Genomic DNA, 23,173 nt, shown 5'->3' with positions numbered 1-23,173 from the left:
CCGGTGGCTCGCGCGCACTGCCCGATCCGCTTCGAGCTGTTCGGCCTGCGCTCGAGCGGTTCTGCCCGGACTCGTAGAGTGGTCGTAGCTCGCACGGACAGGGAGACATCATGGCTGCGGCGTTCAGCAAAGAGGAGAGGGCGGCGCTCAAGGCTGCCGTTGCGGAGAAGAAGGCCGCCGAACAGGGCGCAGACGCCGCCGCAGCGTGCGATGCCGCCATCGCCGCGATGACCGCCGCCGACAGAGAGCTTGCCGGGGCCTTCCATCAACTGGTCCAGGAGAACACCTCTCTGACTCCGAAGACCTGGTACGGGATGCCCGCCTACGACGGCGCCGACGGCAAGACCGTCGTGGCCTTCAAACCGAGCGCAAAGTTCAAGACCCGGTACGCCACCATCGAGTTCCAGCAGGCGGCCAAGCTCGACGACGGCGCTGTCTGGCCGGTCGGCTTCGCGGTGGTCGCAATGGACGCCGTGGACAGGGAGCGCATCGCCGCGATGCTGCGCAGCGCGGTCGGACGCTGACGTGCTCGTTCACATCCGGAGTTCGGGCTGGTAGATCTCCAGCCAGGTGCTGAGGTCGAGCGCTGTTTCCATGCCGTTGCGCACATCCAAGGTCATCGTCGCCGGGTCTTGTCGCGTAATCTCCTCGAGCCGCCCCCGGTCGACGAGGCCGAAGACCCGATCGTCGGCGCTGAGGAGATCCCGGGACTGCTGAATCAGGGTGCGGGCATAGCCGGGATCGGAAGTGGTGGGGTAGGGAGCTTTCGTGCGCTGCAGCACCGACTCCGGCAGCAGATCGGCGGTGGCGGCGCGCAGCAGGCTCTTCTCCCGGCCGTCGAAGGTTTTCATCGCCCAGGGAACGTTGTAGACGTACTCCACCAGCCGGTGGTCGCAGAAGGGGACGCGGACTTCGAGCCCGACGGCCATGCTGATCCGATCTTTGCGGTCCAGCAGCATCCGGACGAGCCTGGTCAAGTGCAGGTAGCAGATTTCCCGCATTCGCCTCTCGTGGGCGGATTCGTTCTCGAGCGGCTGGACCTCGGCGATCGCGCTGGTGTACCGCTCGCGAAGGTAAGCGGGGAGGTCGAGGGCGGCGGTGATCTTGGCGGTGAAACGGTCTCGGACTCGCGTCGGCGAACCGCTGACGGGGAGAGCCATCCACGGAAAAGTCGGTGCGGCCTGAACCTCGGGCTGATGGAACCACCGATATCCGCCGAACACTTCGTCGGCGGACTCTCCGGAGAGGGCGACCGTCGAGTGTGCGCGGATAGCCTGGAACAGCAGGTAGAGCGAAGCGTCCAGGTCGCCCAGGCTCAGAGGGTTGTCGCGCGCAGCGATCACCGCCCGCCGCACGGCGGGATCGGCGATCGCATCGTTGTCGAGCACGATCGTCTCGTGCTGCGATCCGACGTGCGAAGCGACTTCCCGTGCGTAGGGTGCGTCCGGTGTGGAGCGCAAGTCGTCCGCGACGAAATCGTCTTCCCTCCCGACGAAGTCGACTGCGAAACTCCGCACCTTCTCTCCGTGGCCGGCAAGCTGGGCTGCGGAAAACGCGGTGATCGCGCTCGAGTCCAATCCCCCGGAAAGCAAGGTGCAGCGAGGCACGTCTGAGACCAGCTGGCGGCCGACGGTGTCCTCCAGCAGCGAGCGCACCCTCGCGATGGTCGTCGGCAGGTCATCGGTGTGCGGCCGGGTGGTCAGCGTCCAGTAGCGATACTCCCGGAGGCCGGCGCGACAGACAGTGACCACCCCACCGGGGACGATCTCACGCATTCCGCACCACACCGCGCTTCCCGGTGTCTGCGCGAAGCTGACCACCTCACGCAAACCGTCGAGGTCGACGGCGCGGTCCGCCAGCGGGTGGGCCAAAATCGCTTTTGGCTCAGAGCCGAACAGCACCCCGTCATCGGTTGTGAAGAAGTAGAGCGGCTTGACGCCCATTCGGTCCCGGATCATGACGAGCTTCTCCGCTCGCGCATCCCAGATCGCGAAGGCGTACATTCCGTTCAGACGCTCGGCGACAGCCTCATCCCACTCCAAGTAGCCGTGCAGCACCACTTCGGTGTCGCTGCGCGTCTCGAACCGGTGCCCGCGACGCATCAGCTCCCCCCGGAGCTCGGAGAAGTTGTAGACCTCGCCGCTGTAGGTGAGGGTGACCGCGCCATCGTCCGTGTGGGCCGACATGGGCTGGCTTCCCCCCTCGACATCGATGATGGCCAGGCGACGGTGGCCGAGCGCGCCGTGCCTGTCGAGCCACACCCCCTCGGCGTCGGGTCCACGGCAAGCCATGGTCGCTGTCATCGCGTCCACGCTTTCGCGGTGCTCTGTCAGGTCCCGATCGAAGGAGACCCAGCCGACGATTCCACACATGGAATTCGTCCTTTCTTTTCGGCGAATCGGCCGGGGGTCTCGTCCCTCTCGGTTGCTCGTCCGGCAGGCGCCGGCCCGGTGGATTCGAGGTCAGAATAATATGTGTTTTTCTGGCGTCCTGGGGCGTCTGCCCCGGAGCGCGCCGAGGCGGGGCTGAGCGCTTAACGGATCTCGCCCCGCCGTGTCCGGAGGCAGAACCCCTTGGCAGGGTCTGTCTCACGAAAAGCCGGGGCGAGTCAGTGAGGAGTGGCCTTCCGTTAGGGGGCGGTCACGGGAATGTCGTTGGAGTCGCTGATCGCTTCGCCCGTGTTCGGGTCGTAGGACTTGACCGCAGCCTGTCCGTTGACGGTCCGCTTCGTGACAAGGGTGAAGGAGCCGTCCGCACGGGCGTACGTGATCCCGCCTTCCGGGTCGAACCATCCGTAATCCGGATCGTTCGTCGTCTTCAGCCGAGCGCCGGGCGGCGCCCAGCCCGCGATCGTGATTCCGTCCGGCCCGCGCACTGCCGAAATGATCTGGGTCGGAGTCGGGGTGCTGTCGTTGCCGAGCGGGCCGTTTCCGTTGTCACCGCGGGCGGTGTCCTGGGACGCCAGTACACTGCTGTGGCCGCCGCCGGCCACCGTGTGGGCGGCGGCGGACGCGCTGCTCGCCGATCCCACGACCGCGACCAGCGCGACGGCGCAGGCGGCGGGGACGAGCCAGGCGAGGCTCTTCTTCCGGGGGAAGAGAGCCATTCGGGAGAGATCGATCGTTTTCATGGTGTTGTTCCTTCATCATCAATGAATCATGGAGGTTCCCCTTATCCAAAACGGGATTTTGACCATGATTATGACAGGCGATAGCCCTCTCTAAGTACACCGAATAAGTACACGGAAAAGGGGATCGGATTCCGGCGGAGCGCTTGGCCGCGCAGACTTCTTGGCCGCTCTGTGACGTGAGGGTGGAATGCGCGGCCGGCTAGGTGGAAGCGCGCTGTGCCGCTCACGCCGGGCCCGGTCATCGCGTGTCGGTCGCCGCTGCTGCGGACGGACGCGTTTCCCGGCCGGGAAGAGCGCCTCGGCGCCGCTCGGCGGTCGCGGCGAGAGCGGGAGGCGCGCCACCTCCCGCCGGGGTGTCTTGTCACTCTGTCCGGCGGCGCGACTCGTTGGCGATGAGGTGCTTCCGGGACTCGTAGCCGAGTTTGACGAGCGTGTTCTGCACATGCCCCTCGACGGTGCGGACCGAAAGCGTCAGGCGGAGGGCGATCTCGCGATTGCTGAGCCCTTCCCGCACCAGTCGGCGGATCTCCCGCTCGCGCCGGGTCAGACCGTCCTCGGCTTCGCGGGGCTCCGATCCCTCCGCCCCGAGCAGCCTCCGTAAAGACTCGGCGAGGGGGGCCGCCCGCGCGGCGGAGGTCTCGGCGGCGTAAACCTCGTCCCCGAGGGCGTCTCGGACGGCGGCCTCGATCGGTGCGCGGTCGGCGGGTCGCTGGAGGAAGTTCACGGAGTGCCGGCCGATCGTGTCCCAGACTGCGTCCGCGATCCCGAGCGCCCGGGCGGCGCCGACGGGGTCGCTGAGTTCCACGAGGCCGCCGGCGACCGTCTCCAGACTGGCGCCGGTGTCGTGGGTCAGCGTCGTCTGGGTGAGGCGGACGCACTCCTCGGCGAAGTCGATGGCCGTCTGCGCCTCCCCGCGGGTGAGGGCGTTCACACCGCGTCCGAACATCAGATAGGAGCGGTCGAGAACCTCTCCGGTGAACGTCGAGCGCTCGACGAACGTCTTCGTCAGCTCCTCTGCGCGCTCGCGGTGCCCCAGCCGGTCGTGCATCAGCGTCAGCAGCGGCTGGATTCTGGTCCCCAGGAGAATGCGGGGATTCTTCATCGCTGCGGGCAGAGACCGTTCGTAGAGCCTGATGGCCTCGTCCCCGTCGGGCAGGAGACTGGCCATCCCGATGTCGTAGAGGAGGTGCGCGTCCGCGTACCCGATCTCGTCCGCCCGCTGGAGCGCTGCGGCGAAACGCGGCGCGGCGGCCGGAATGCCCTGGGCGATGCCGGCGAAGTAGGCGCGCATGAGGAGGGCCTCGACCACGGTCTCGTCTGTCTCCGCCATTCCAGAGAGAACCGTGTCCAGCCAGCCGATGAGCTCTCCCAGCCGGTCGCGGGTGACCCAGAGCTGCCGCCACAGCGGCACGAGCAGATCGAGGCCGCTCCGGTGGAGCGAGGGGTCCGCGCAGGCGAAGTCGATCGCCGAACGGACGTCGGGGATCGCGTGGGAGATCTGCGCTTGCAGGGAGCGCTGCCGCGCACTCGCCCACTTGGCTTCCGCCTCGGTCACGAGAGCGATGCAGCGGTCCAGATGGATGCGGCGGGCGAGGGCGTCTTCGCCGGCGGACTCCAGGGCCTCACGCCCGTACTCGCGAAGGGGCACCAGGAGGGAGAACCACACGCCGTTCTCATCCCGGTTCGTGCTGAGCACGGATTTGTCCACGAGCGACTGGGCGAGATCGAGCGTGTTCTCGACGTCCGGGGCGACCCGCCGGGCCACATACTCGATGGTCGAGAGGGGGATGTGCCCGGTGAAGACCGAGAGGAACCGCCAGACCCGTTTCTCGTCCGGAGCGCACAGATCGTAGCTCCACCCGATCGACCGGCGGATCGATGCGTTGCGGTCCGAGCGCCCGCGGTCCGCCGCGAGCAGCCTCAGAGGCGATTCCAGCCGTTCCAGCAGTTCCGCTGGGGAGAACAGCGCCGATCGCGCGGCAGCGAGTTCGATCGCGAGCGGAAGCCCGTCCAGGCGCGAGCAGATCTGCTCGACGGTGCCGAGGTCGGACTCCAGCTCCACTCCCGGGTTCCGGGCGGCGACCCGCATCAGGAAGAGGCGGGCCGAGTCGGAGGTCTCGTCTCCGGCGACGGCCGCGGATTTCAGGCCGAGGACCGGGAGCGCGAAGATGGCTTCGCCGTCGATGCCCAGATGCTCGCGAGAGGTCGCAATCACCCGGACAGACGGGCAGTGCTTGCGGATATGACCGATGAGCTCGCGGCACTCCGGGAGGAGATGTTCGCAGTTGTCCACGACCAGGACGGCCTCCCGGCTCGCCAGGTAGTCGATCAGCGAGGCGGAGTCTTGGCCGATCTGCCGCAGCGTGGCGCTGATCCCGTCGTCGAGGTCGACCGATCGGGCGAGAGGGAGCACCCAGGCCGGGAGGGCGAAGCGCTGCGAGAACCGGCCGACCAGCTCGAGGGCGAAGCGGGTCTTGCCCACCCCGCCGGGGCCGGTGACGGTCACGAGGCGCGACGCTTCGGACAGGGCGAGGGCGCTGAGGAGCTCGGAGCGTCTTCCGACGAGCGGGCTCGTGCTGAGAAAATCTGAGATGTTACCTAGCTGTTTCATCTGTCATCCCTGTGAAGGTGAGACCATTCTTGCTCCCGGGAAGCCGAACTGCGAAGGAACTCACCCGGTTCAGCCCCCGCTCTGGGGGCGGCGCGCCCTGAGCCGCCGTCGGCGCGGGAGCGGTGAGGCGTGGCGCATACTCGCGTAGCCGATCAGGTAGTACTACGCGGGATTTCTCACACCCCCGTTGGCATTTTTGGTGAACTACCCGAACAGTGCGGCCTCGGGCCGCACTCGAATGGAGTGTCGAGGGATCCGAAATGCCTCAGCTTGATTTGGTGGGCCGCTCGGCCTCCGCCCCCATCGTCCATTCCTCTCTGGCGGGCGCCTGCGAGCAGGAGCGTCGCCTGCTGGAGCGGGTCCGCGCCGGCGACACCAGCGCTTATGGCGAGCTCTGGTCGCGGCACCGCAATCGCGCTTACACCATCGCGATGCGCACCACGCGCTCCATCGAAGCCGACGACCTCGTCGCCGAAGCCTTCACGCGCATCTTCGACCTGCTGCGCCGGGGGAAAGGCCCGAAGCGGAACTTCGGCGGCTACCTGGCGTCCACGATCAAGAACATCGCCGTCAACGCGGCCCGGCGGGCGCGCGAGATCCCCTACGACGACATCGAGGGCTCCGGTCTGGACGCCGGGGGATCGTCCGCCGACCCCGCCGTCTCGCCCCGCCTCGAGAACTCCGGAGTGTGGGACGCGATGCGCGAGCTCCCCGAGCGGTGGCAGTCCGTCCTCTGGCACAGCGAGGTCGAAGGGATGTCCGCGGCCGAACTGGCCGCGACGTTCGGCGTCTCCCCGAGCGTCGTGGCACAGCTCGCCTATCGCGCCCGCCGGGGCCTTCTCCGCGAACTCGCCCGGCGCGACCACGTCGGCATCGACCCCGATCTCATCCCTGTCGGGTTCGCCGCCTGAGCCGGTGCGTTATCGGCGTCGCCGTGGTCTGTCTCCTGTATTGAGCGCGAAGCGGCTGTGCCGCTCGTTCCCCCCAGCCGGCCGGCCCTCGGCGAAACAGGCAGCCGAGGGCCGGTCCTCAAGCCCGTGAATGTCATGCTCCGGTGTCGGTTCCCGGGGAGACCGAAGAGCGGGGGTGCGGCCGGCTGCGGGTTTCTGGCAGCCGGGTGACTCTCTGCGCCGCCGTCGAGGTGCCGAACTGCGGAGACGGCTGCTGCGGCCCGTTGACCCTCGTCGGCCTGGTGACAGGCACGTGACTGGTTGATACTTGTGATTTTTGTTGGGTAGTGTGTTTGCCGTTCGGGGGTGTTGAGGGGGGTTCGGCTGGTGGTTTGGTTTGATGAGGCCGTGGCGTTGGTGTTGGTTCGTGTGTGTCGTGGGCTGGATGAGGAGCTTCGTGGTGAGGGGTTCTTCGTCGGGGGGCTGTGGAGACGGCCGCGCATGATTTCTCGGGTCGTTACGCGGGTCTGTTTGCTGCGGCTGCCGTGCTCCTTCATCGAGGCGGCGGATCGGGGCAGGCTTGCTGGTGTGTTGTATGGCCTGGCTGAGCAGGTCGAGGTTGCGGTGCTTAGGGCGCGGGAGGAGGAGAAGCGGCGGAGAGATCTGGCGGGGTGGCGTGAGCGGGAGGCGGTGCGTGAGCGTCGTCGTGTGACTGCGGACGTGGTGGGTGTGGTCGGTGCTGGTATTGATGGGTTCTTCGATCCCCGGCCGTCGGAGGTGGTGGTGCGACCGCCGGTGGTCTCGGCTGCCTTCTCACCGCGGGAGCGGGAGCGCACTTCGGGTGGGGGGTCCTTGGGGAGGAGTTCGGCGGTTCCGGACCGGTTGCGGGTGTTTGTGTCGCAGACTCGTGCGAGCACTCTTGTTATGGAGCGGCGGTTGGCGGTGTTGCGGGATGCGTGGTCGGCGTTTGTGGCGTCGTGTTCGTGGGTTCCGGTGGAGTCGGCGACGTTTTTGTATGGGTTTGAGCGGCTTTTGGCGGAGAGCCGTGCTGATGCGGTGTGGGTTGAGCGGGTTGCTGCGGCGTTCGATGCTGCCGTTGGTGGCACGGTTTCGGATCGTGCTCTGGATCTTGTTGCGACGGTGGTGCGTCCGCTCAGCGATGACGGTTTGCTGGGTGCGTTCGCGTCGTTGACCGTGGTGGAGTTGCGGGTGTTGTTGGCGGCGTCTCCGGGTCTGCAGGCCCGGTTGCTGTCTATGGACCCGGTGGCGGTCAACACCTGGTGGCACGGTCTGGGGTTGGGTGCGGTGGGTGCTGGTGGTTTCTCGGCGCGTCAGGAGTTGTTGCTGGCCGCATTCCCTGTCCTGTTCGGGAACCTCGAGGGGATCCCGTATGGGGCGAGGGATGAGGCGAATCGGCGTGCGTTGGTTGCTGCGATCGCGGGGTTGGAGAAGCAGATCGCCGGGTTGAAGGCCCGTGTTGGGGATAGCTCGGTCGTGAACGGGCCGCTGTTGCCTGGGGTGCTGGCGATGAAACAAACCCTCCGAGACAGCGAGGAGCAGTTGAAAGCGCTGAAGAACATCCGCACCGCCCTGCAAAGGACAGCGACATGGGCGTCTCGTTCTCTGATTGTGTTGACGGGTGATCGTCCGCCGTTGGCGGCGGTCGCGGTCGGGGATCTGGATACGGCCACGACGGTGAGTTACGCCGTTCCGGGGATGGGGACCACGACCCGGGGGATGACGGGGTGGGCGAAAGCGGCACAGAACCTGCGCGCGCTTCTTCCCGAGGGCAGTGCGGTGGTCGCCTGGATCGGCTACGAGACCCCGCCGTCGCCGAGTGTCGGGGATCCGGACTTCGGGGTGCTGAACGTCAACCGGGCGGTCGGGGGGGTAACAAGCTGGTGTCGGCGCTGGGGGGTCTGTCCGCCGTGCGCGCCGCCTCCCTGCCACGGTTGTCGGTGGTCGCTCACTCTTACGGTACGACCACTGCCACTGTCGCGCTCTCCCAGCCCGGGGTGCGGGTGGACACGTTTGTGACGTTGGGGTCGGCGGGGTTGCCGGACAGTGTTCGGTCGGTGGGGGATCTGAACGCGGGGGCGGTGTATTCGGGTCATGCGCGGGATAAGTTTCCCGGGGAGCGGGAGAGCGGGGATCAGTGGGCGTGGGTGGGTCGAGACAGCAGTCGTGACCACCGGGTGAACCCGATGGCCCCCGAATTCGGTGCGAAGACCTTCGGTGTCGAGACCGGCGGCGATGCCGGGCGGATCGTGACCGAAATTCACAGTCCGTTGATGAGCGATGACGGTGCTGAGGAGGGGTATCTCGACCGGCAGACGGAGTCGTTGGCGAACACGGCCCGGGCGGTTTCCGGGGAGACCGGGTCGATGACACCGTATGCGCCTTTGGGGCCGACGAATGTTCAGAAGGGTTTGCAAGAGGGAATGAGAAGGGGTGCTTTTGTTGGCTAGGGCTGGTGTTCGGGTCTGTGCGGTCGTGTTCGCGGTGGTCGCTCTCGGCGCGGGAGTGGTCGGCTGTTCGGGGAGCGGGCCGGCAGGGAAAGGAACGAGGACGAGTATGACGTCGAAAGCAGCGGAGAAGGCGTTGACGCCGCGGGAGGGTCGGGACGCGGTGGTGGAGTTCGTCATCGGGACCACGAAACAACTTGAGGTCACCGGGTGGTGGCCACGCAACGGTGTGGCGGCAGCGGATGAGTGTGGGCTTGGTGGGGGTGTGCTGGGGGCAAGCTACAGTTACGACCACTGGGCCCCGCGGGGGACGGATCATGCCGGGGACGCTGAGCGGGTTGCGGCGTATTGGGAGTCGTTGGGGATGCAGGTGCGGATTTCGGATCAAGGGGGTCCGGTTGTGTATGGGTCGGGCGGTCCGGTGCTCCGTGCTGATTTCGATACGAACGCTTCCGACAACGTTGGCGCGTTGGCGCGGTGCTCTCCCGGGGACTTCTGGGAGTTGAACGAGGAGGATCAGGCGGAGCGGGACCGGGGGAAGGTCCTCCCGGGGATGAGGGTGTGATTCCGTGGGAGCAGTGGAACACCCTTGCTCCCTCATCCCCCTCCACATCCGCGCCGTTGGACGGTGTCGACCCGTGACATGTCCCGGGCGTGGGAGACGGTGAGCGGAGCGGTGCAGCGACCGGAATCGGCATCGGTACGGTGCTCATGTCGCTAGCGGGTCCCTCGTCGGCGGCGCAGTGAGCGCCTCGCTCAGCTGGCGCAGCGCGGTTCGTGAGGGTTTTCGGTGTGGAGCGAGGAGCAAGTGTTCGCTAGCCGTTCAGCAGAGCGGGAGAGGCGAACTTGTGAGAGGGGGACTCTCTTCCGTGTGAGCGGATCGACTCGCGCCGAGGTCGAAATAGGCGAGGGCCGGATCGCGGATGACGTGAGTGATGTTCACACCGAGACCGTCCGCAACGTGGACGGTCGGGGCCCGCTCGCTGCGCTTGCTCACGGTTGATTTCTGGACGCGCCATAGTCATGGACACCCCACCACTGGTGCGCTCTGACACGAACGGTTATTATACTCAAAAAACGAGCATTATTTACTCTATGTCCGGCTAGTCAGTGTGTCGATGTTGTCACGGTTTCGCAGGGCGACCACGGTTCAGGTGTTCCGGCCGCGGTGGCATGGAGTCGTGATTCATTCTGGGCGACCGGAGTGCTCATGTCTGGAACTTGGCTCAACCTCTCATACTGCACTTCCCGATGCACCTCCTCACCTCCCCTGGAAGATCATGCAAAAATTTTTCATCCCCCCGCGTCGACGGCGGTGGGGTAGAGCCTTCACGTGGCTGCTCGCCAGCCTCTGCGCTCTCGCCGCCGTCGCTGTCGCCGGGTCGCCCGTAGCGGTCTCCTGGGCCATGTGGGCCGCGACCAGCAGCAACACCGGTGACAGCTGGAACATCGCTTCCTTCTGCACCGCTCCCGCTGCCCTCCCTGCCACGGGCGCCGCCCAAGGTGGAACCCGCGTCGCACTCAACCTCACCGCTGCCCCCACCACTCTCACCTTCACCGCTGTCGACGGCGGCAACGGCCACAGTTTCGCCCTGGCCCCGGAGGGCACCGTCTGGGCGTGGGGATACGACGGCTACGGTCAGCTGGGCGATGGCGGTACCTCACGCAGCTCCACCCCGGTGCCGGTGAAGGGGCTCGATGGGAAGGCCGCCGCCATCGGCGACGGTAGCGACCACTCCCTCGCCCTCACCTCCCGCGGCGCCGTCTGGGCCTGGGGACGCAACTTCTTCGGTCAGCTCGGCAACAACACCACCATAAGCAGCATCGCCCCCGTGCAGGTGAAAGCAGCCGACAGGACCGTGAGCAAAGCCACCGGGGTCGTCGTGGGAGGCAACGCCGCCGCCGATGTCGTCATGGTCGACTGCCCCAAACCCACTGTGATCTTCACCGTGCCCGCCCATGCCGCCGGTGCGACCGATATCACCGTGACCACACAGACCAAGTCCGGCACTCCCGGGCCCACTCTCACCTATCTCGGAGGATTCACATACACCACCTGAACGAAACGCAAGTCCTGACCCATCGAAGTGAAAAAACCCACCCATCGAACTGATAAGGAACTCAAAAATGACAGCTTTCAAAACCCGCCGCGACGGCCGTGTCTTGCGGAAGAAGGTCCGCCTGTCGCGGCGCGCACGGATGCTTCGCGCCGCTGCCGTCGTGGCCGCGCTCGCGGTGAGCGGCTTCTCGGTTTCCCAGGCGTCGTACTCGGCGTTCAGCTCTTCGGTCTCGAACACAGGAAACTCGTGGAAGACGGCGACTTTGAGCCTCACATCCAATGTGACCAGCGCACTGTTCACGCCGGCCAACATCTTTCCCGGCCAATCCGCCAGCAACACGATCTCGATCACCAACGCCGGCGGTGTCATCGGAGGGGTCAAAGCTTACGCGACGAATGCGTCGGATCCCTCGTCGATCGCTCAGTACTTCACGGTCACCATCGTGGAAGGGTCGATGTCGGGAAGCACGTTCACTCCCGACCAGAACGGGACCATCTACAACGACAGCCTGGCGAAGTTCCTGACGCAGGACACCTCTTACTCGACCGGCGTCGGAAATTGGAAGCCGACCAACGCGACGACGAAGACCTACCAGATCACCTGGACGTTCAGTGCGAGCGCGCCCAACGCCGTTCAGGGTAAGACGGTCTCTGCGGATCTCACCTGGGAGATCCAGCCCTCGGCGGCGAGTTGACATGATCCACCAGGTACCGCTCGAGCGCTCTCCAGGACAGCCACACTCAACGATCCCCGGCGAGAGAAGCGTCTCTCGGGGCGAGGTGGTCGCCCGTGTGATCACAGCGAACGTCTGCAGAGTAACCGTGTGGTACCTGGTCGGTCTGCTGGTGTGGGTGATCGCGCCGCTCGCGATCGGCTGGCACACCACCACGGTCATGTCGGGCTCCATGACACCGGCGATCGCCGCGGGAGACCTCGTCGTCGTCCGCCCGGTGCCGGCCGATCAGCTCCGAGCGGGGCAGGTGATCCAGTTCGACGATCCCGACCACCCCGGGCAGCTGCGGCTGCACCGGCTGGTGAAGATCAAGGGCGACACGCTGACCACGAGAGGCGACGCGAACGCCCAGTCCGACTCATCTCCGGTGGCCGCCAACACAGTCCACGGCATCGGAGTGCTCCGTGTCTCCTGGATCGGCATACCGGTGAAAGCCTTCGCCGAACACAATTACCTCTTCTTCGTGGTCCTCGCGGTCGGCGCGGTCCTCCTCGTCGTGGGAACCCGCCTCGATCACGCCTACGACTGGATTCCCGTCGAGGACGAACCCGGGGAAGAAACCACTCACGAAACCGGGGCACACCGAACGGACGACGGCCGTTTCGACGGCTTCCTCGATCTGGTCGGCTCCGGCCACAGCGGACGTAGCGCCTCTCCCTCGCCACTCATTTCGGCGTTTTCGTCCTCTAGTGTTTCGACCACCTGTATCCCGTTCCTCCCAAACCGTTTTTCGGATTTTCGGTGTTCCGCTGGCCCTGTTCAGCTGCGCTAAAGCCGCCTCGAATCGCGCTCGACCCCGCGATACGGATCTGCGTGCTGTGATCCCGGAGCTTTCGCTATGAAAAAGACCCTGACCTCTCTGTTCGCCCCCGCCGGCGTTTGCCTTGCTCTTTCCCTCGGCGCCAGCCCCGCCGCGGCCGTGACAATCACCCCCGATGCCGGCCCGACCGCCGGAGGCACCCGTCTTCAGATCGGCCCCGTGGGGGTGACGTTCACCGCTGTCTCTGCGGGAAGCTTGTCCGCCTATGCCCTGGGCGACGACGGCAATGTGTACGCCTGGGGCGACAACGAATACGGTCAGCTCGGCACGGGTGACACCGTCAACGCTCACACTCCGGTCAAAGTCATGCTTCCCGCTGGGGTGAAATTCACCGCCCTCTCTGCGGGAAGCTTGTCCGCCTATGCGCTGGGCGACGACGGCCATGCGTATGCCTGGGGCGACAACGAATACGGTCAGCTCGGCACGGGTGACACCGTCAACGCTCACACTCCGGTCAAAGTCATGCTTCCCGCTGGGGTGAAATTCACCGCCCTCTCCTCCGGCGGCCCGTCGGCCTACGCCGTGGGGAACGACGGTAAGACGTATGCCTGGGGATTCAACGGCTATGGTCAGCTCGGCACGGACACGACTGCCGACGCGCACGTTCCGGTCGCCGTCGCGGTCCCGGCCGGGGTGAGCTTTACCACCCTATCGGGAGGAAGCCTCTCTGCCTATGCGCTGGGGAATGACGGTAAGACGTATGCCTGGGGATTCAACGGCTATGGTCAGCTCGGCACGGACACGACTGCCGACGCGCACGTTCCGGTCGCCGTCGCGGTCCCGGCCGGGGTGAGCTTTACCGCTGTCTCCGCAGGAGTCTCTTCCGCCTACGCGCTGGGCGACGATCGCAAGACGTATGCCTGGGGCGACAACGAATACGGTCAGCTCGGCAGGGGTGACACCGCCAACGCTCACGCTCCGGTCGCCGTCACAGTCTCTGCCGGGGAGACGTTCGTCTCGGTCTCGGGAGGAGCGGGGTCGGTCTACGCGCGTGGCCAGAATGGCGACACCTATGCTTGGGGCGACAACGACTATGGTCAGCTCGGCAGGGGTGACACCGCCAACGCTCACACTCCCATCGAGGTCGCTGCCGGTGTGGAGGTGACCGGCGTCCTTTTCGGTTCGCTTCCCGGCACTGCTGTGAGCAGTCAGGGTGGGAAGACCTGGACGGTCACGTCTCCCGCGCATCGGAGCGGCACGGTCTCGCTTTCCGTCTCCTACACGCAGTTCGGGGAGCGGAAGAGCCTCCCCGCTGGGAGTTTCACCTTCGGCAAGGCCCCGGTCATCACAGAGAACCCGGCTTCCCAGACCGTGAGTTCCGGGGACTCGCTCACACTGACAGCAGCCGCCGACGGCGACGAAACCCCCACCGTTCGCTGGCAGAGCCAAACATCCGACGGAAACTGGGCGGACATCCCGGACGCGACAGCGACCCAGTACAAGACCGACCCGATCCGTGCGAGCCAGAGCTATCGAGCAGTGTTCGCCAACGCCCTCGGCAGCGCGACAACGACACCGGCCATCATCACCATCGCAACTCCGACCCCGACCCCAACTCCGATCTCGCCCCCGGTCCCGCTGGCCGTCACCACGACCGGAGACCTCGCAGCGACAGGCTCGGAAATCGGACTCCTCGCCCCTCTCACAGCGCTCCTGCTCCTCGCAGGAATCGCTGTTTGTCACGCCGCTCGGCCCACCGAAACTTTCGATGAGTCCGCTCCGTGCAGATCGGCGGGCTTCCCCGGGGATCAGCCGACTGGTTTATCGGCCAGGCGTTCACGGGCCGCTGGGGTGGCGTCGAGATCGTGACCGGCGAAACGAGCCTCGTCGAAGGGCAGGCGAACCGCGAGCACCTCAGCGACACGCTGACGGTCCACCTGTCGTGTCCAGGTGCCGATCAGCAGGGTGGCCACCGCATTGCCGTGAAGTTCGTCACGGCGCGGGCCTCTGACATGAAGCGGTCGATGCCGACGATGATGCCAACGCCGTTCACCAAATCGGGCCGGTAGGTCTGCAGGCCCGCGGCGAGCGTGGCGAGGCCTGCGCCGGTGACTCCGGCTGCCCCCTTCGAGGCGATGATCATGAACTCGAGGAGCCCCAACTGCTCAGGGATCGACATCGGCGTTCCCAGCCCGTTGGCGATGAAGAGCGACCCCAGCGTCAGGTAAATCGCCGTGCCGTCGAGGTTGAACGAGTAGCCGGCCGGCACCGTGATGCCCACAACGGGTTTGGAGACTCCGACGTTCTCCATCTTGGCCATGAGGCGGGGCAGGGCGGCCTCCGACGAAGACGTGCCGACGATCAGGAGGTACTCGCGGCCCAGGTAGCCCATGAGTCTGAAGATGCTCACTCCCGTGACGAGCTTGAGGAGCAGCCCGAGGACGACCACGATGAACACCGCGCAGGTTGCGTAGAAGGCGACCATGAGGGTCGCGAGGCTGACAATGGCCGCCCATCCGGTCGATCCCACTACGCCCGCGATGGCGCCGAATGCGCCGAACGGGGCCAGCCAGAGGATCATCGACAGGATGCGGAACACGAGCGCCTGCAGGTTCTTGAGCCCGTCGAGGAGGGGCGCGCCCTTCTCGCCGAGCGATTGAAGTGCGAAGCTGGTCAGGAGCGCGACAAGCAGAACCTGGAGCACGGTGCCGGATGCGAGCGGTGAGAACAGACTGGCCGGCACGATTCCGAGCACGAAATCCTGAGTGCTGATGGGCTTTGCGGTCGCCGTGTACGTCGCACCCGCGATGTTGAGTCCCTCACCGGGATGGACGATATTGTCGACCAGCACGCCGATGCCGAGCGCCAGCGCCGACATCGGCAGGAAGTATCCGAGCGCGAGCCCTCCGATTCTTCCGACGGTGGCGGCCTTCGCAATGGACCCGACCCCGATGACGATCGTGCAGAAGATCACCGGGGCGATCATCATGCGGATGAGGGCGATGAACCCTGTGCCGATAGGGGCGAGCCCCTTGGAGAAATCGGGGACGGTGAGGTCGACGATAGCGCCAGCGACAACCGCCACGATGACGGCGAGGTAGAGGTAGTGGTTCCGGTCCATTCTGCGTGAAGCTTTGAGCGCCATTGCCATGAGGTCTTTCCGATCTGGTCGTGACGTCCGCGTCGCGACCCTCCGCGTGTGATCCCTCCAGCCTGTTGACCTCCGGGTGGAAAGCCCGCGTTGTGTTCATACTGTTCGCGACCCTTCCTCTCTTCGGCAGCCCATACTTGGAGCCGGAGGTTCGAGGATGCGTAGGCGTTCGTGGAGCCTGGCCGGGCGGGTTTTCGGTGTGCAGGTCATCGCCCTGCTCGTCACCGGCTCGGTCCTGATGGTCATCGTCGTGCTCGACGCCCTGAACGCCGTCACTGAAGACGCGGCCCAGAAGAGCCTTGTCGTCAGCCGGACCATCGCCTCCGATCCGTTTGTCAAAGACGCTGTTCTCGCTCACGATCCCACTGCGGTTTTGCAGCCGTATGCGCTGGCTGTGATCGGCTCTGCGAGTGTGGACTTCGTCACGATCATGAGCCCGAAAGGAATCCGTTTCACCCATCCCCATCCCAGCCAGATCGGCCGGCGCTTCCTCGGCACGATCAGCGAAGCTCAAGCCGGCAGGACCATCACCGAGACTTACACAGGCACGCTCGGCCCGTCGGTGCGAGCTGTCGTGCCCATCCTTCGAGGCGGGCAACTCGTTGGCATCGTCTCCGTGGGCGTGAGAACGGCGAGCCTCGGCAGCGAAGTGCTGCCCCGGGTCCCGTTCCTCATCGGTGTCTTGGCTGTCGTGGCGTTGCCGGGAGCCGCCGCTGCTGTCATCCGGCGCTCCCTGAGCCGGATGACCGTCCGGATGCTGCCCGAGCGGATGGCTCGGATGGTCCAGTTCTACGAGTCTGTGCTTCACTCTGTTCGCGAGGGAGTCGTCCTCACCGATGAGCGGCGCAGAGTCGTCCTCTACAACGACTAAGCGGCGGACCTCCTGGGCCTTCCTCCCGCATCGGAGAACGCCCCTGCCCGTGCCGCGGCGGAGCTGGGCATCGATGAGGATGTCGCCACCCTGCTGGACTCCGGCCGTCGCGTGGTCGAAGAGACCCACATCGCCCAGGGGCGCATGCTGCTCGTCAACCAGGAGTCCGCGGTGCCCGTGGGCCGGATAGCGAAGGCCGGACAGGGGGCCGTGATGACGATCCGCGACCAGAGCGCCCTTCAGGTCCTCTTGGGCGAGGTTGAGTCGGTGCGCACCCTGGCTGACACCCTCCGATCGCACTCTCACGAGCACGCCAATGTCCTCCACACCATCGTCTCCCTGCTCGAACTCAATCGGGTGGACGAAGCGAAGGCGCTGATCGCCGGGACGTCGCACACGAGTCAGGATCTAACGGATTCGCTCCGCAACCGGGTCGGCGATCCGGTGCTCACTGCGTTGCTCCTGGGGAAATCCGCCACGGCCAGCGAGCGCGGGATCATTTTTCGCGTAGAACTCGAAGACCAGGCGCGGCTTCCTCTCTCCGGCAAGGAACTGGTCACCGTTCTGGGCAACCTCCTCGACAACGCTTTCGACGCCATCATGGCGAACGAGCACCCGCGAGCGGTCGGTCTCACACTCTCCCGATCCACCGGAGCCACGCTGCTCGAGATCACGGACACCGGCGCGGGAGTTCCGGACCAGTTCGACGTCTTCGAGATGGGCTCCACCACGAAGACCGACACGACGACGGCCCACGGCATCGGATTGGCCCTCGTGCGACAGACCGTTGAGAAGCACGGCGGTACCATTCACTTTCGCCGTCAGCCTACCACCGTGGTCGTCACTCTGCCGGCCGGGGCATCGTGATCCGCGTTCTCGTGGTCGACGACGAGCCGATCGCCGCCGAAGCCCACGCCGACTACCTCACGCGCCTCGACGGTTTCGAACTGGCCGGGATCGCGCATTCCGCTCGGCAATCCCAGGCTCAGATCGCTCGTGCCCAAGCGCGATCGGAACCCGTCGATCTGATCCTGCTCGACATCACTCTGCCGGACGCTAGCGGGCTTGAACTGGCCCGTGCCCTCCGCGCAGCCCGAGTGCCGATCGATTTCATCGCCATCACCGCGATACGCCAGATGGACACTGCGCAGGCAGCTCTTGGCGTTGGCGCTGTGCGATCCGGGGCCAACCCGCACGGGCTCCTGTTCGCTGGCGCGGATGGGCTGCCAATCGATCCCGACACAGAGTCGAAACGGTGGCCGCGAGCCCTAGCCGACCTGAATGTGACGGACAAACACGTCCGCCTCCACGATCTCCGGCACACGACTATCGATCTTCTCTACGAGGCGGGTGTTCCGGAGGACGTCATCATGGAGATCGCAGGCCAGTCCACGCGCTCAGTCACCCGTGGGTACAAGTCCCGCGGCAACCAGAAGCGGCTCACCGAGGGGATGCTTCAACTTTCCGCACTCATCCAAGAGAGTGGTTGAGGTGCCGTCCTTGACAAGATCTCTACACCAGAGGAATTCAAAGCGGCTAACGAGGCTTCGCAAATGTCGCTCTCTGCTGTCGTGACGGCGAACATCAGAGCGGAGATGTCAGTCCAAAGGAAGACTCCGAGCGATCTCGCTGCCGCCCTTCATCTTGGATACCGTGCAGCCCTTCGGCGTTGGAATGGCGATCAGGACTTCGGACTTGGGGAGATCGAGATCGTTGCAGTGTGGCTGGGTTGCCGTGCCGCCGAACTGATGAAACCCCGGCGCGCCCTCTCGGACGCGTCCTGAAACTCTCGCACGAAAGTGGATCGCTACCTATTTTTGCATTCAAAAGCCATCGATCACAATCATTTTTCAGTACATCCGGGTAGGGAATGGAGACACGCATGGCGCAAGCACTGCAATCAGACACAAAGTGGCTCAATCGTGCCGAAAGTGCAGCGCGACGCCGCGTGAGTGTCGCAACGTTCGACAAGCTGCGGCGCGACGGGAGCATCCCGGAGCCAGACTCGCAGATGGGGAAGCATCTGCTCTGGAAAGAGCAGACGATCGAGCAACTGCTGGAGTCGGGCGGCACTGCGAAGGAAGCTGAATAATGGCAGGGCGTCCCCGTAGGGATGCGGCAGCGCGGATCGATCCGAAGACCGGTGGGGTTCTACCGGAAGGCATTCGGTATCGTTCATCCCGGAACGACTACCAGATCAGGGTGTACGTGAGTACACCCGAGGGGTCTCGCATGCGGGAGGTGTCATACAGAACCTTCGCCGAGGCGTAGAAGGCGAAGGCGAAAGCGGATGCTGCGTCGTTTGTCGGCAGTTCGATGACGCTCACAGCCTGGCATGACGAGTTTTGGCCGGTCATCGAGGGTTCGGTGCGACCTGCTACGGCGCGTGGCTATTCCGTGGCATGGAGGTTGCGAGTGCAGCCGAGTCTAGGATCGGCGAAGCTCTCGGCGATCACGCCGACAATGATCGAAGCGGCGATGGCGCGATGGTCGGGAAGTGCCTCCACCAAGATCGACGCGCTCTCCTTGCTCAGTCGATTGCTTGATGCAGCGCGGCGGGGGCGTCTCGTGGATGTGAATGCCGCTCTGGATGTAGCTCGTCCTCGGGATGAGATCACTGAGGACATCACCTCACGCGCGTTGTCGATGGAGGAGGTTTTAGTGTTTCTGGATCTCATTCCTGCTGGACACTATCGGCGGTTCGCCGCGGTCCTGGCATTTACAGGAATGCGCGCTGGCGAACTCACGGCAGTACGTGTGCGAGATGTCGACTTTACGAACCGCGTCATCATTGTCGGGCGTAGCTACTCGCCCGGCAGAAATGGGGAACTGATCCTCCAGGGCACCAAGGGGCGGAAGCTGCGGCACGTTCCGCTTATCGATGCGTTGCAACCGTACGCGAAAGAAGCTGCGGTGGCGAAAGCACCCGATGCGTTGCTCTTCGACGGCATTCTCGGAGGAAGGCTTACTGGTGGCACATTCAAACGTGCTGTCGGCTGGGAAATGATTCGCTCTGTTCTGGGGCGGCCGGACTTCAAAGTGAAGGATCTCCGGCACACGTTCGCGACGATGATGCTCGACGCTGGAGTGTCCGCGAACGACACCAAGGATGTCCTCGGCCACTCGTCGCTCCAGGTCACGGACATCTACACGCGAGCGCGTGCAGCATCACGTGCAGCCGCGGTACTCGATAACCACATAAATGGTCCGGAGATGGTCCAGAAACACGAGATGAAAGGAGAGGCGAAGGACTGATAGACCTTCTTGACCAGTGATTCACTCGGGAAAAACAAGGTGGCTCCGACCGGCATCGATCCGGTGACCTTTCGATTTTCAGTCGAACGCTCTACCAACTGAGCTACAGAGCCGTGGCCATCGGAATGGCCCGGTAGGCGGTATCCTTTCCGGGGGAAGGGCTTGTCGCCGTGGCGACCCTGACGGGACTTGAACCCGCGACCTCCGCCGTGACAGGGCGGCACGCTAACCAACTGCGCTACAGGGCCTTACTTGTGGTGCTTTTCGATTGTAGTGGATGTCATCGTCGGTCGAGTCCGTGACCCCAACGGGATTCGAACCCGTGCTGCCGCCGTGAAAGGGCGGTGTCCTAGGCCACTAAACGATGGGGCCGGATTGTCCCGAATCGCTTTCGCTTTCCGATGACCACCGACACATAAGCATACGGAACTCCAGGGCGGATTGCGAATCGGGTTTGCGGCCCGGGCGGGTCGGTGGGTGGCGGGTTCGCGCCACACACCGGCCTCATGCCCGGGCGGTGTGGCGGATCGGCGCTAGATTGCCCAGTGACACCATCCTGCCCCGGGCTGGGGTTGCGCCGAACTCGTGTTGCTAAAGTTGCGAATGACGCGAGACTGGTGTGACAGAAGATACTGACGTGAATGGTATGAAGTGACGATACGACGCGAGACGATCGAGAGCCGACAGGCGAGCACGGGCAGATCGGGAGCCCGGCGGGGGGTGGCGAGGATACGGGCGACTCTGGCCGCCGCTGCCGTCGCCGCGGTCGCTGTCGTGGGGTCCGTCGCAGCCCCCGCGTACGCGGACCAGTACCCCAGCTGGCAGGACGTCCAGAACGCCAAAGCCAACGAGTCCGCCGCTAGCGCCCAGGTTGATCGGATCAACGGGCTCATCGCCGAGCTCGAGAGCCAGGTCGCTGCGCAGCAGGTGGCGGCCGAGCAGCGGGGCAGAGAGCTCCAGGCGGCCGGGGCGGAGTTCGACACCGCCGACACGAAGGCCAGGGACCTCGAGGCTCAGGCCGCCGCGAGCAAGGAGAAGGCGGACGCCGCGGGCGAGCAGGCGGGCAAGCTGGCCGCGCAGCTCTACCGCACCGGCGGCCGAAATCTGACCGCGAACCTCTTCCTCCGCGGAAACGGCGCCACCACGGCGTCGCCGGAGCAGCTTCTCTCCGGTCTCGGCAGCATGTCCAAGCTGGTCGAGCAGTCCGACAGGGTCTACTCCGACGCCAAGACGGCCCAGAACACCGCGAAGTCGCTCTCCGACCAGGCCGAGGTCGCCAAGGCCGAGCGCGAGCGCCTGCGGGTCGCGGCCGATGCCGCGCTGAAAGCGGCGGTGGAGGCCGCCAAGGCGGCTGCCGGCAAGCTCGCGGAGCAGCAGACGCAGATCGTCGTCATGCAGGCCCAGCTGGCTGCCCTCCGCGACGCCACTTCCCAGACGGTCGCGGGCTACGAGGCCGGTGTTGCGGCGGCTGCCGCTGCCGCGGCCGCGCGAGGTTCGGCCGGGCTCCCCGGTGGCTATGTCGGCCCCCAGGGCTGGGCCGTTCCTGCGGCCGGCCCGATCACCGACGGGTTCGGTCCCCGCCCCTCGCCGGGTGGTGTCGGCAGCACCTACCACAGGGGCATCGACATCGGGGCGTCGTGCGGCGCGCCGATCTACGCCGCGCACGGCGGAACAGTGATCTACGCGGGTCCCAACGGCACGTACGGCAACTTCGTCCTCCTGGACCACGGCGGCGGCGTCCAGAGCGGGTACGCCCACATCCAGAACGGCGGCATCCTGGTCGGCATTGGGCAGTCGGTGAGCGCTGGCCAGCCGCTCGCCCGGGTCGGTACGACGGGAGCTTCGACCGGATGCCACTTGCATTTCGAGGTGAGCGTCAACGGTGAGAAGATCGATGGCATCCCGTTCATGAGACAAAGGCAGGCACCTCTTGGCTAGTGATGTCCCCAAGACCCCCCGTATCCCGACCGGACTGGCGATCGGCGCCGGTGTCATGGGCGCTGTGACGGCCTCCATCGGCATCGTCGCGCCCGCGCACGCTGTGGATTACCCCTCCTGGAACGATGTGCAGCAGGCCAAAGCCAACGTCGCCAACCAGCAGGCGATGATCGGCGAGATCACGACGCTCATCGGCAATCTGCAGTCCACTGTGGACGCGGCCCGCATCGAATCCGAGAAAGCCGCTGAGGCGTACTTCCAGGCCAAGGACGCGCTCGACCAGGCGGCGGCGAAAGAGGCGGATCTCGAAGCGCAGGCGAGCGCTGCGGCGGAGAAGGCCAAGACGTCGCAGATGCGTGCCGGACTGCTCGCCTCGCACCTCGCGAAGGCGGGCGGTGGCGATGTCAGCACCGAACTGCTGCTGAAGGGGGGCGGGTCGGAGTCCGCTGCCGACAAGCTTCTGTTCCAGCTCGGCACGATGAGCAAGCTCACCGAGCAGTCGAAGGCTGTCTACGACCAGGCAACCAACGACAAGAACACAGCGACGTCCCTGACGGCCCAGGCCCAGGTCGCGAAGACCGAGCGCGCAGCCCTCGCCGACAAGGCGACCGCCGCCCTGGAGGCGTCGCAGGACGCCCAGGCCAAAGCGCAAGCCGCGCTCGCCGAGCAGCAGACCAAGTCGACCGAGCTCATCGCCCAGCTGGCGACGCTGAAGAACACGTCTTCGCAGGTCGAGGCGGCATATCTCCAGGGCGAACAGGTGAAGGCGCAGCAGGCGGCGGCCGCTGCGGCGGCCAAGGCGGCCGAGGAGGAGCGCATCCGTCGCGAGCGGCAACAGCAGGGCGGTGGTGGCGGCGGTGGTGGCGGCGACCCGGTCGCCCCGCCGCAGGGCAACGTCGTGCAGGCCGCGATCTTTTACGCGCGGGCGCAGCTGGGCAAGCCCTATATCTTCGGAGGCGAGGGTCCAGTCGGGTACGACTGCTCGGGCCTCACGATGAAGGCCTATGCCTACGCTGGCGTCTACATCGGCTCGCACTCGGTGAACAACCAGTGGTACACCGCAGCGAACCGCGGACAGATCGTGTCCTACAGCCAGCGCCAGCCGGGCGACCTCATCTTCTGGGGGAGCGGACCGGGCTCGTTTTACCACATCGGCATCTACCTCGGCGGCGGGATGATGATCGCCGCGCCCACCGAGGGCGATGTCGTCAAGATCCAGTCGGTATGGGGCTCCCCCTGGGGCCAGGTGGCCCGTCCCTCCGCCTGATCCCCTTCGGGAACGGAGAAACCGCCGAGCGCACGATGCGCG

Annotated in this window: 20 protein-coding genes, 3 tRNA genes and 1 pseudogene; 16 read left to right on the top strand and 8 right to left on the bottom strand. The window is 65.6% G+C overall.

From position 1 onward, the window contains the following. The first annotated feature begins 110 nt into the window (after positions 1-110). Positions 111-524: a hypothetical protein gene (locus tag LXX_RS10705; protein ID WP_041767814.1), complete on the top strand. Its 414-nt coding sequence runs from the start codon at positions 111-113 to the stop codon at positions 522-524. Positions 525-533: 9 nt separating this feature from the next. Here LXX_RS10705 and asnB read toward each other — a convergent pair whose 3' ends face one another. The 3 genes from asnB to LXX_RS10690 form a co-directional block, all read right to left on the bottom strand. Next, positions 534-2,372 carry an asparagine synthase (glutamine-hydrolyzing) gene (asnB, locus tag LXX_RS10700; RefSeq protein ID WP_011186844.1) on the bottom strand — a complete coding sequence of 613 codons (1,839 nt, stop codon included), beginning with the start codon at positions 2,370-2,372 and terminating at the stop codon, positions 534-536. A gap of 257 nt (positions 2,373-2,629) precedes the next feature. Next, on the bottom strand, positions 2,630-3,130 hold the full coding sequence (locus LXX_RS10695) for a hypothetical protein (protein WP_011186843.1): 501 nt from the start codon (positions 3,128-3,130) through the stop codon (positions 2,630-2,632). 361 nt (positions 3,131-3,491) lie between these two features. Beyond that, the gene (locus tag LXX_RS10690) at positions 3,492-5,636 is read right to left on the bottom strand and encodes an ATP-binding protein (RefSeq protein WP_176714812.1); all 2,145 of its coding nucleotides are present in this window, start codon (positions 5,634-5,636) and stop codon (positions 3,492-3,494) included. Between the two features lie 365 nt (positions 5,637-6,001). Here LXX_RS10690 and LXX_RS10685 point away from each other — a divergent pair, with 365 nt between their 5' ends. From LXX_RS10685 to LXX_RS10675, 4 genes are all read left to right on the top strand, one after another. Continuing rightward, complete coding sequence (locus LXX_RS10685; RefSeq protein WP_011186841.1) at positions 6,002-6,652, top strand: RNA polymerase sigma factor; 651 nt, start codon at positions 6,002-6,004, stop codon at positions 6,650-6,652. A 480-nt stretch (positions 6,653-7,132) separates the two neighbouring features. After that, on the top strand, positions 7,133-8,668 hold the full coding sequence (locus LXX_RS16310; protein ID WP_141692839.1) for an alpha/beta hydrolase: 1,536 nt from the start codon (positions 7,133-7,135) through the stop codon (positions 8,666-8,668). Then, on the top strand, positions 8,560-9,099 hold the full coding sequence (locus LXX_RS16905; RefSeq protein WP_370558452.1) for an alpha/beta hydrolase: 540 nt from the start codon (positions 8,560-8,562) through the stop codon (positions 9,097-9,099). Before LXX_RS16310 ends, LXX_RS16905 begins: the two co-directional genes overlap by 109 nt. Positions 9,100-9,205: 106 nt before the next feature. Continuing rightward, the gene (locus LXX_RS10675; protein ID WP_041767147.1) at positions 9,206-9,661 is read left to right on the top strand and encodes a hypothetical protein; all 456 of its coding nucleotides are present in this window, start codon (positions 9,206-9,208) and stop codon (positions 9,659-9,661) included. Positions 9,662-9,919: 258 nt separating this feature from the next. Here the strand turns inward: LXX_RS10675 and LXX_RS14505 are convergent, their stop codons facing one another. Continuing rightward, complete coding sequence (locus tag LXX_RS14505) at positions 9,920-10,093, bottom strand: hypothetical protein (protein WP_155806820.1); 174 nt, start codon at positions 10,091-10,093, stop codon at positions 9,920-9,922. Positions 10,094-10,376: 283 nt separating this feature from the next. Here LXX_RS14505 and LXX_RS12880 point away from each other — a divergent pair, with 283 nt between their 5' ends. The 4 genes from LXX_RS12880 to LXX_RS12875 all read left to right on the top strand — a co-directional run bounded on the left by LXX_RS12880 (position 10,377) and on the right by LXX_RS12875 (position 14,518). Then, on the top strand, positions 10,377-11,156 hold the full coding sequence (locus tag LXX_RS12880; protein ID WP_050737928.1) for an RCC1 domain-containing protein: 780 nt from the start codon (positions 10,377-10,379) through the stop codon (positions 11,154-11,156). 67 nt (positions 11,157-11,223) lie between these two features. After that, positions 11,224-11,850 (top strand): hypothetical protein, encoded by a 627-nt coding sequence (locus tag LXX_RS10665; protein WP_041767811.1) that lies wholly within the window; start codon positions 11,224-11,226, stop codon positions 11,848-11,850. 1 nt (position 11,851) lies between these two features. Next, complete coding sequence (locus LXX_RS10660) at positions 11,852-12,661, top strand: signal peptidase I (RefSeq protein ID WP_081423156.1); 810 nt, start codon at positions 11,852-11,854, stop codon at positions 12,659-12,661. Between the two features lie 66 nt (positions 12,662-12,727). Further along, positions 12,728-14,518: a hypothetical protein gene (locus LXX_RS12875; RefSeq protein WP_011186837.1), complete on the top strand. Its 1,791-nt coding sequence runs from the start codon at positions 12,728-12,730 to the stop codon at positions 14,516-14,518. Here LXX_RS12875 and LXX_RS10650 read toward each other — a convergent pair. Next, positions 14,458-15,800 (bottom strand): annotated as a pseudogene (locus LXX_RS10650) (cation:dicarboxylate symporter family transporter). The gene LXX_RS12875 and the pseudogene LXX_RS10650 overlap by 61 nt on opposite strands. A 157-nt stretch (positions 15,801-15,957) precedes the next feature. On the opposite strand from LXX_RS10650, the gene LXX_RS12870 reads away from it, so the two are divergent. From LXX_RS12870 to LXX_RS13770, 5 genes are all read left to right on the top strand, one after another. Beyond that, positions 15,958-16,671: a hypothetical protein gene (locus tag LXX_RS12870; RefSeq protein WP_081423155.1), complete on the top strand. Its 714-nt coding sequence runs from the start codon at positions 15,958-15,960 to the stop codon at positions 16,669-16,671. Positions 16,672-16,782: 111 nt separating this feature from the next. Continuing rightward, positions 16,783-17,538 carry a sensor histidine kinase gene (locus tag LXX_RS12865; protein ID WP_050737926.1) on the top strand — a complete coding sequence of 252 codons (756 nt, stop codon included), beginning with the start codon at positions 16,783-16,785 and terminating at the stop codon, positions 17,536-17,538. Then, positions 17,535-18,161 carry a response regulator gene (locus tag LXX_RS12860; protein WP_050737925.1) on the top strand — a complete coding sequence of 209 codons (627 nt, stop codon included), beginning with the start codon at positions 17,535-17,537 and terminating at the stop codon, positions 18,159-18,161. The genes LXX_RS12865 and LXX_RS12860 overlap by 4 nt, the downstream gene beginning before the upstream one ends. 392 nt (positions 18,162-18,553) lie before the next feature. Next, on the top strand, positions 18,554-18,763 hold the full coding sequence (locus LXX_RS14500) for a hypothetical protein (RefSeq protein ID WP_141692908.1): 210 nt from the start codon (positions 18,554-18,556) through the stop codon (positions 18,761-18,763). A 224-nt stretch (positions 18,764-18,987) separates the two neighbouring features. Continuing rightward, positions 18,988-19,926 (top strand): tyrosine-type recombinase/integrase, encoded by a 939-nt coding sequence (locus LXX_RS13770; protein WP_011186833.1) that lies wholly within the window; start codon positions 18,988-18,990, stop codon positions 19,924-19,926. Positions 19,927-19,966: 40 nt separating this feature from the next. Here LXX_RS13770 and LXX_RS10625 read toward each other — a convergent pair. The 3 genes from LXX_RS10625 to LXX_RS10615 form a co-directional block, all read right to left on the bottom strand. Further along, positions 19,967-20,039 (bottom strand) — tRNA-Phe (locus LXX_RS10625). Between the two features lie 58 nt (positions 20,040-20,097). Next, positions 20,098-20,174, bottom strand: a tRNA-Asp gene (locus LXX_RS10620). 51 nt (positions 20,175-20,225) lie between these two features. Next, positions 20,226-20,298, bottom strand: a tRNA-Glu gene (locus LXX_RS10615). A gap of 279 nt (positions 20,299-20,577) precedes the next feature. Here LXX_RS10615 and LXX_RS10610 point away from each other — a divergent pair. Continuing rightward, on the top strand, positions 20,578-21,864 hold the full coding sequence (locus tag LXX_RS10610; RefSeq protein WP_223227644.1) for a M23 family metallopeptidase: 1,287 nt from the start codon (positions 20,578-20,580) through the stop codon (positions 21,862-21,864). Further along, positions 21,857-23,131, top strand: coding sequence for an NlpC/P60 family protein (locus tag LXX_RS10605; protein ID WP_041767805.1), 1,275 nt, complete (start codon positions 21,857-21,859; stop codon positions 23,129-23,131). Before LXX_RS10610 ends, LXX_RS10605 begins: the two co-directional genes overlap by 8 nt. The last annotated feature ends 42 nt before the right edge of the window (positions 23,132-23,173 follow it).

This window comes from Leifsonia xyli subsp. xyli str. CTCB07 (genome assembly GCF_000007665.1).
In the GTDB taxonomy this organism is placed as follows: Bacteria; Actinomycetota; Actinomycetes; order Actinomycetales; family Microbacteriaceae; genus Leifsonia; species Leifsonia xyli_C.
Note: the sequence above shows the minus strand (reverse complement) of the source record. Positions and strands in the feature narration are given on the sequence as shown.

Coding starts and splice junctions, on each gene's coding strand:
- LXX_RS16310 (WP_141692839.1), top strand. CDS start 7,133: ATGATTTCTCGGGTCGTTACGCGGGTCTGTTTGCTGCGGCTGCCGTGC.
- LXX_RS10705 (WP_041767814.1), top strand. CDS start 111: ATGGCTGCGGCGTTCAGCAAAGAGGAGAGGGCGGCGCTCAAGGCTGCC.
- asnB (WP_011186844.1), bottom strand. CDS start 2,372: ATGTGTGGAATCGTCGGCTGGGTCTCCTTCGATCGGGACCTGACAGAG.
- LXX_RS10675 (WP_041767147.1), top strand. CDS start 9,206: ATGACGTCGAAAGCAGCGGAGAAGGCGTTGACGCCGCGGGAGGGTCGG.
- LXX_RS13770 (WP_011186833.1), top strand. CDS start 18,988: ATGACGCTCACAGCCTGGCATGACGAGTTTTGGCCGGTCATCGAGGGT.
- LXX_RS10685 (WP_011186841.1), top strand. CDS start 6,002: ATGCCTCAGCTTGATTTGGTGGGCCGCTCGGCCTCCGCCCCCATCGTC.
- LXX_RS14500 (WP_141692908.1), top strand. CDS start 18,554: ATGGCGCAAGCACTGCAATCAGACACAAAGTGGCTCAATCGTGCCGAA.
- LXX_RS10695 (WP_011186843.1), bottom strand. CDS start 3,130: ATGAAAACGATCGATCTCTCCCGAATGGCTCTCTTCCCCCGGAAGAAG.
- LXX_RS12875 (WP_011186837.1), top strand. CDS start 12,728: ATGAAAAAGACCCTGACCTCTCTGTTCGCCCCCGCCGGCGTTTGCCTT.
- LXX_RS10660 (WP_081423156.1), top strand. CDS start 11,852: ATGATCCACCAGGTACCGCTCGAGCGCTCTCCAGGACAGCCACACTCA.
- LXX_RS12880 (WP_050737928.1), top strand. CDS start 10,377: ATGCAAAAATTTTTCATCCCCCCGCGTCGACGGCGGTGGGGTAGAGCC.
- LXX_RS10665 (WP_041767811.1), top strand. CDS start 11,224: ATGACAGCTTTCAAAACCCGCCGCGACGGCCGTGTCTTGCGGAAGAAG.
- LXX_RS12870 (WP_081423155.1), top strand. CDS start 15,958: ATGCGTAGGCGTTCGTGGAGCCTGGCCGGGCGGGTTTTCGGTGTGCAG.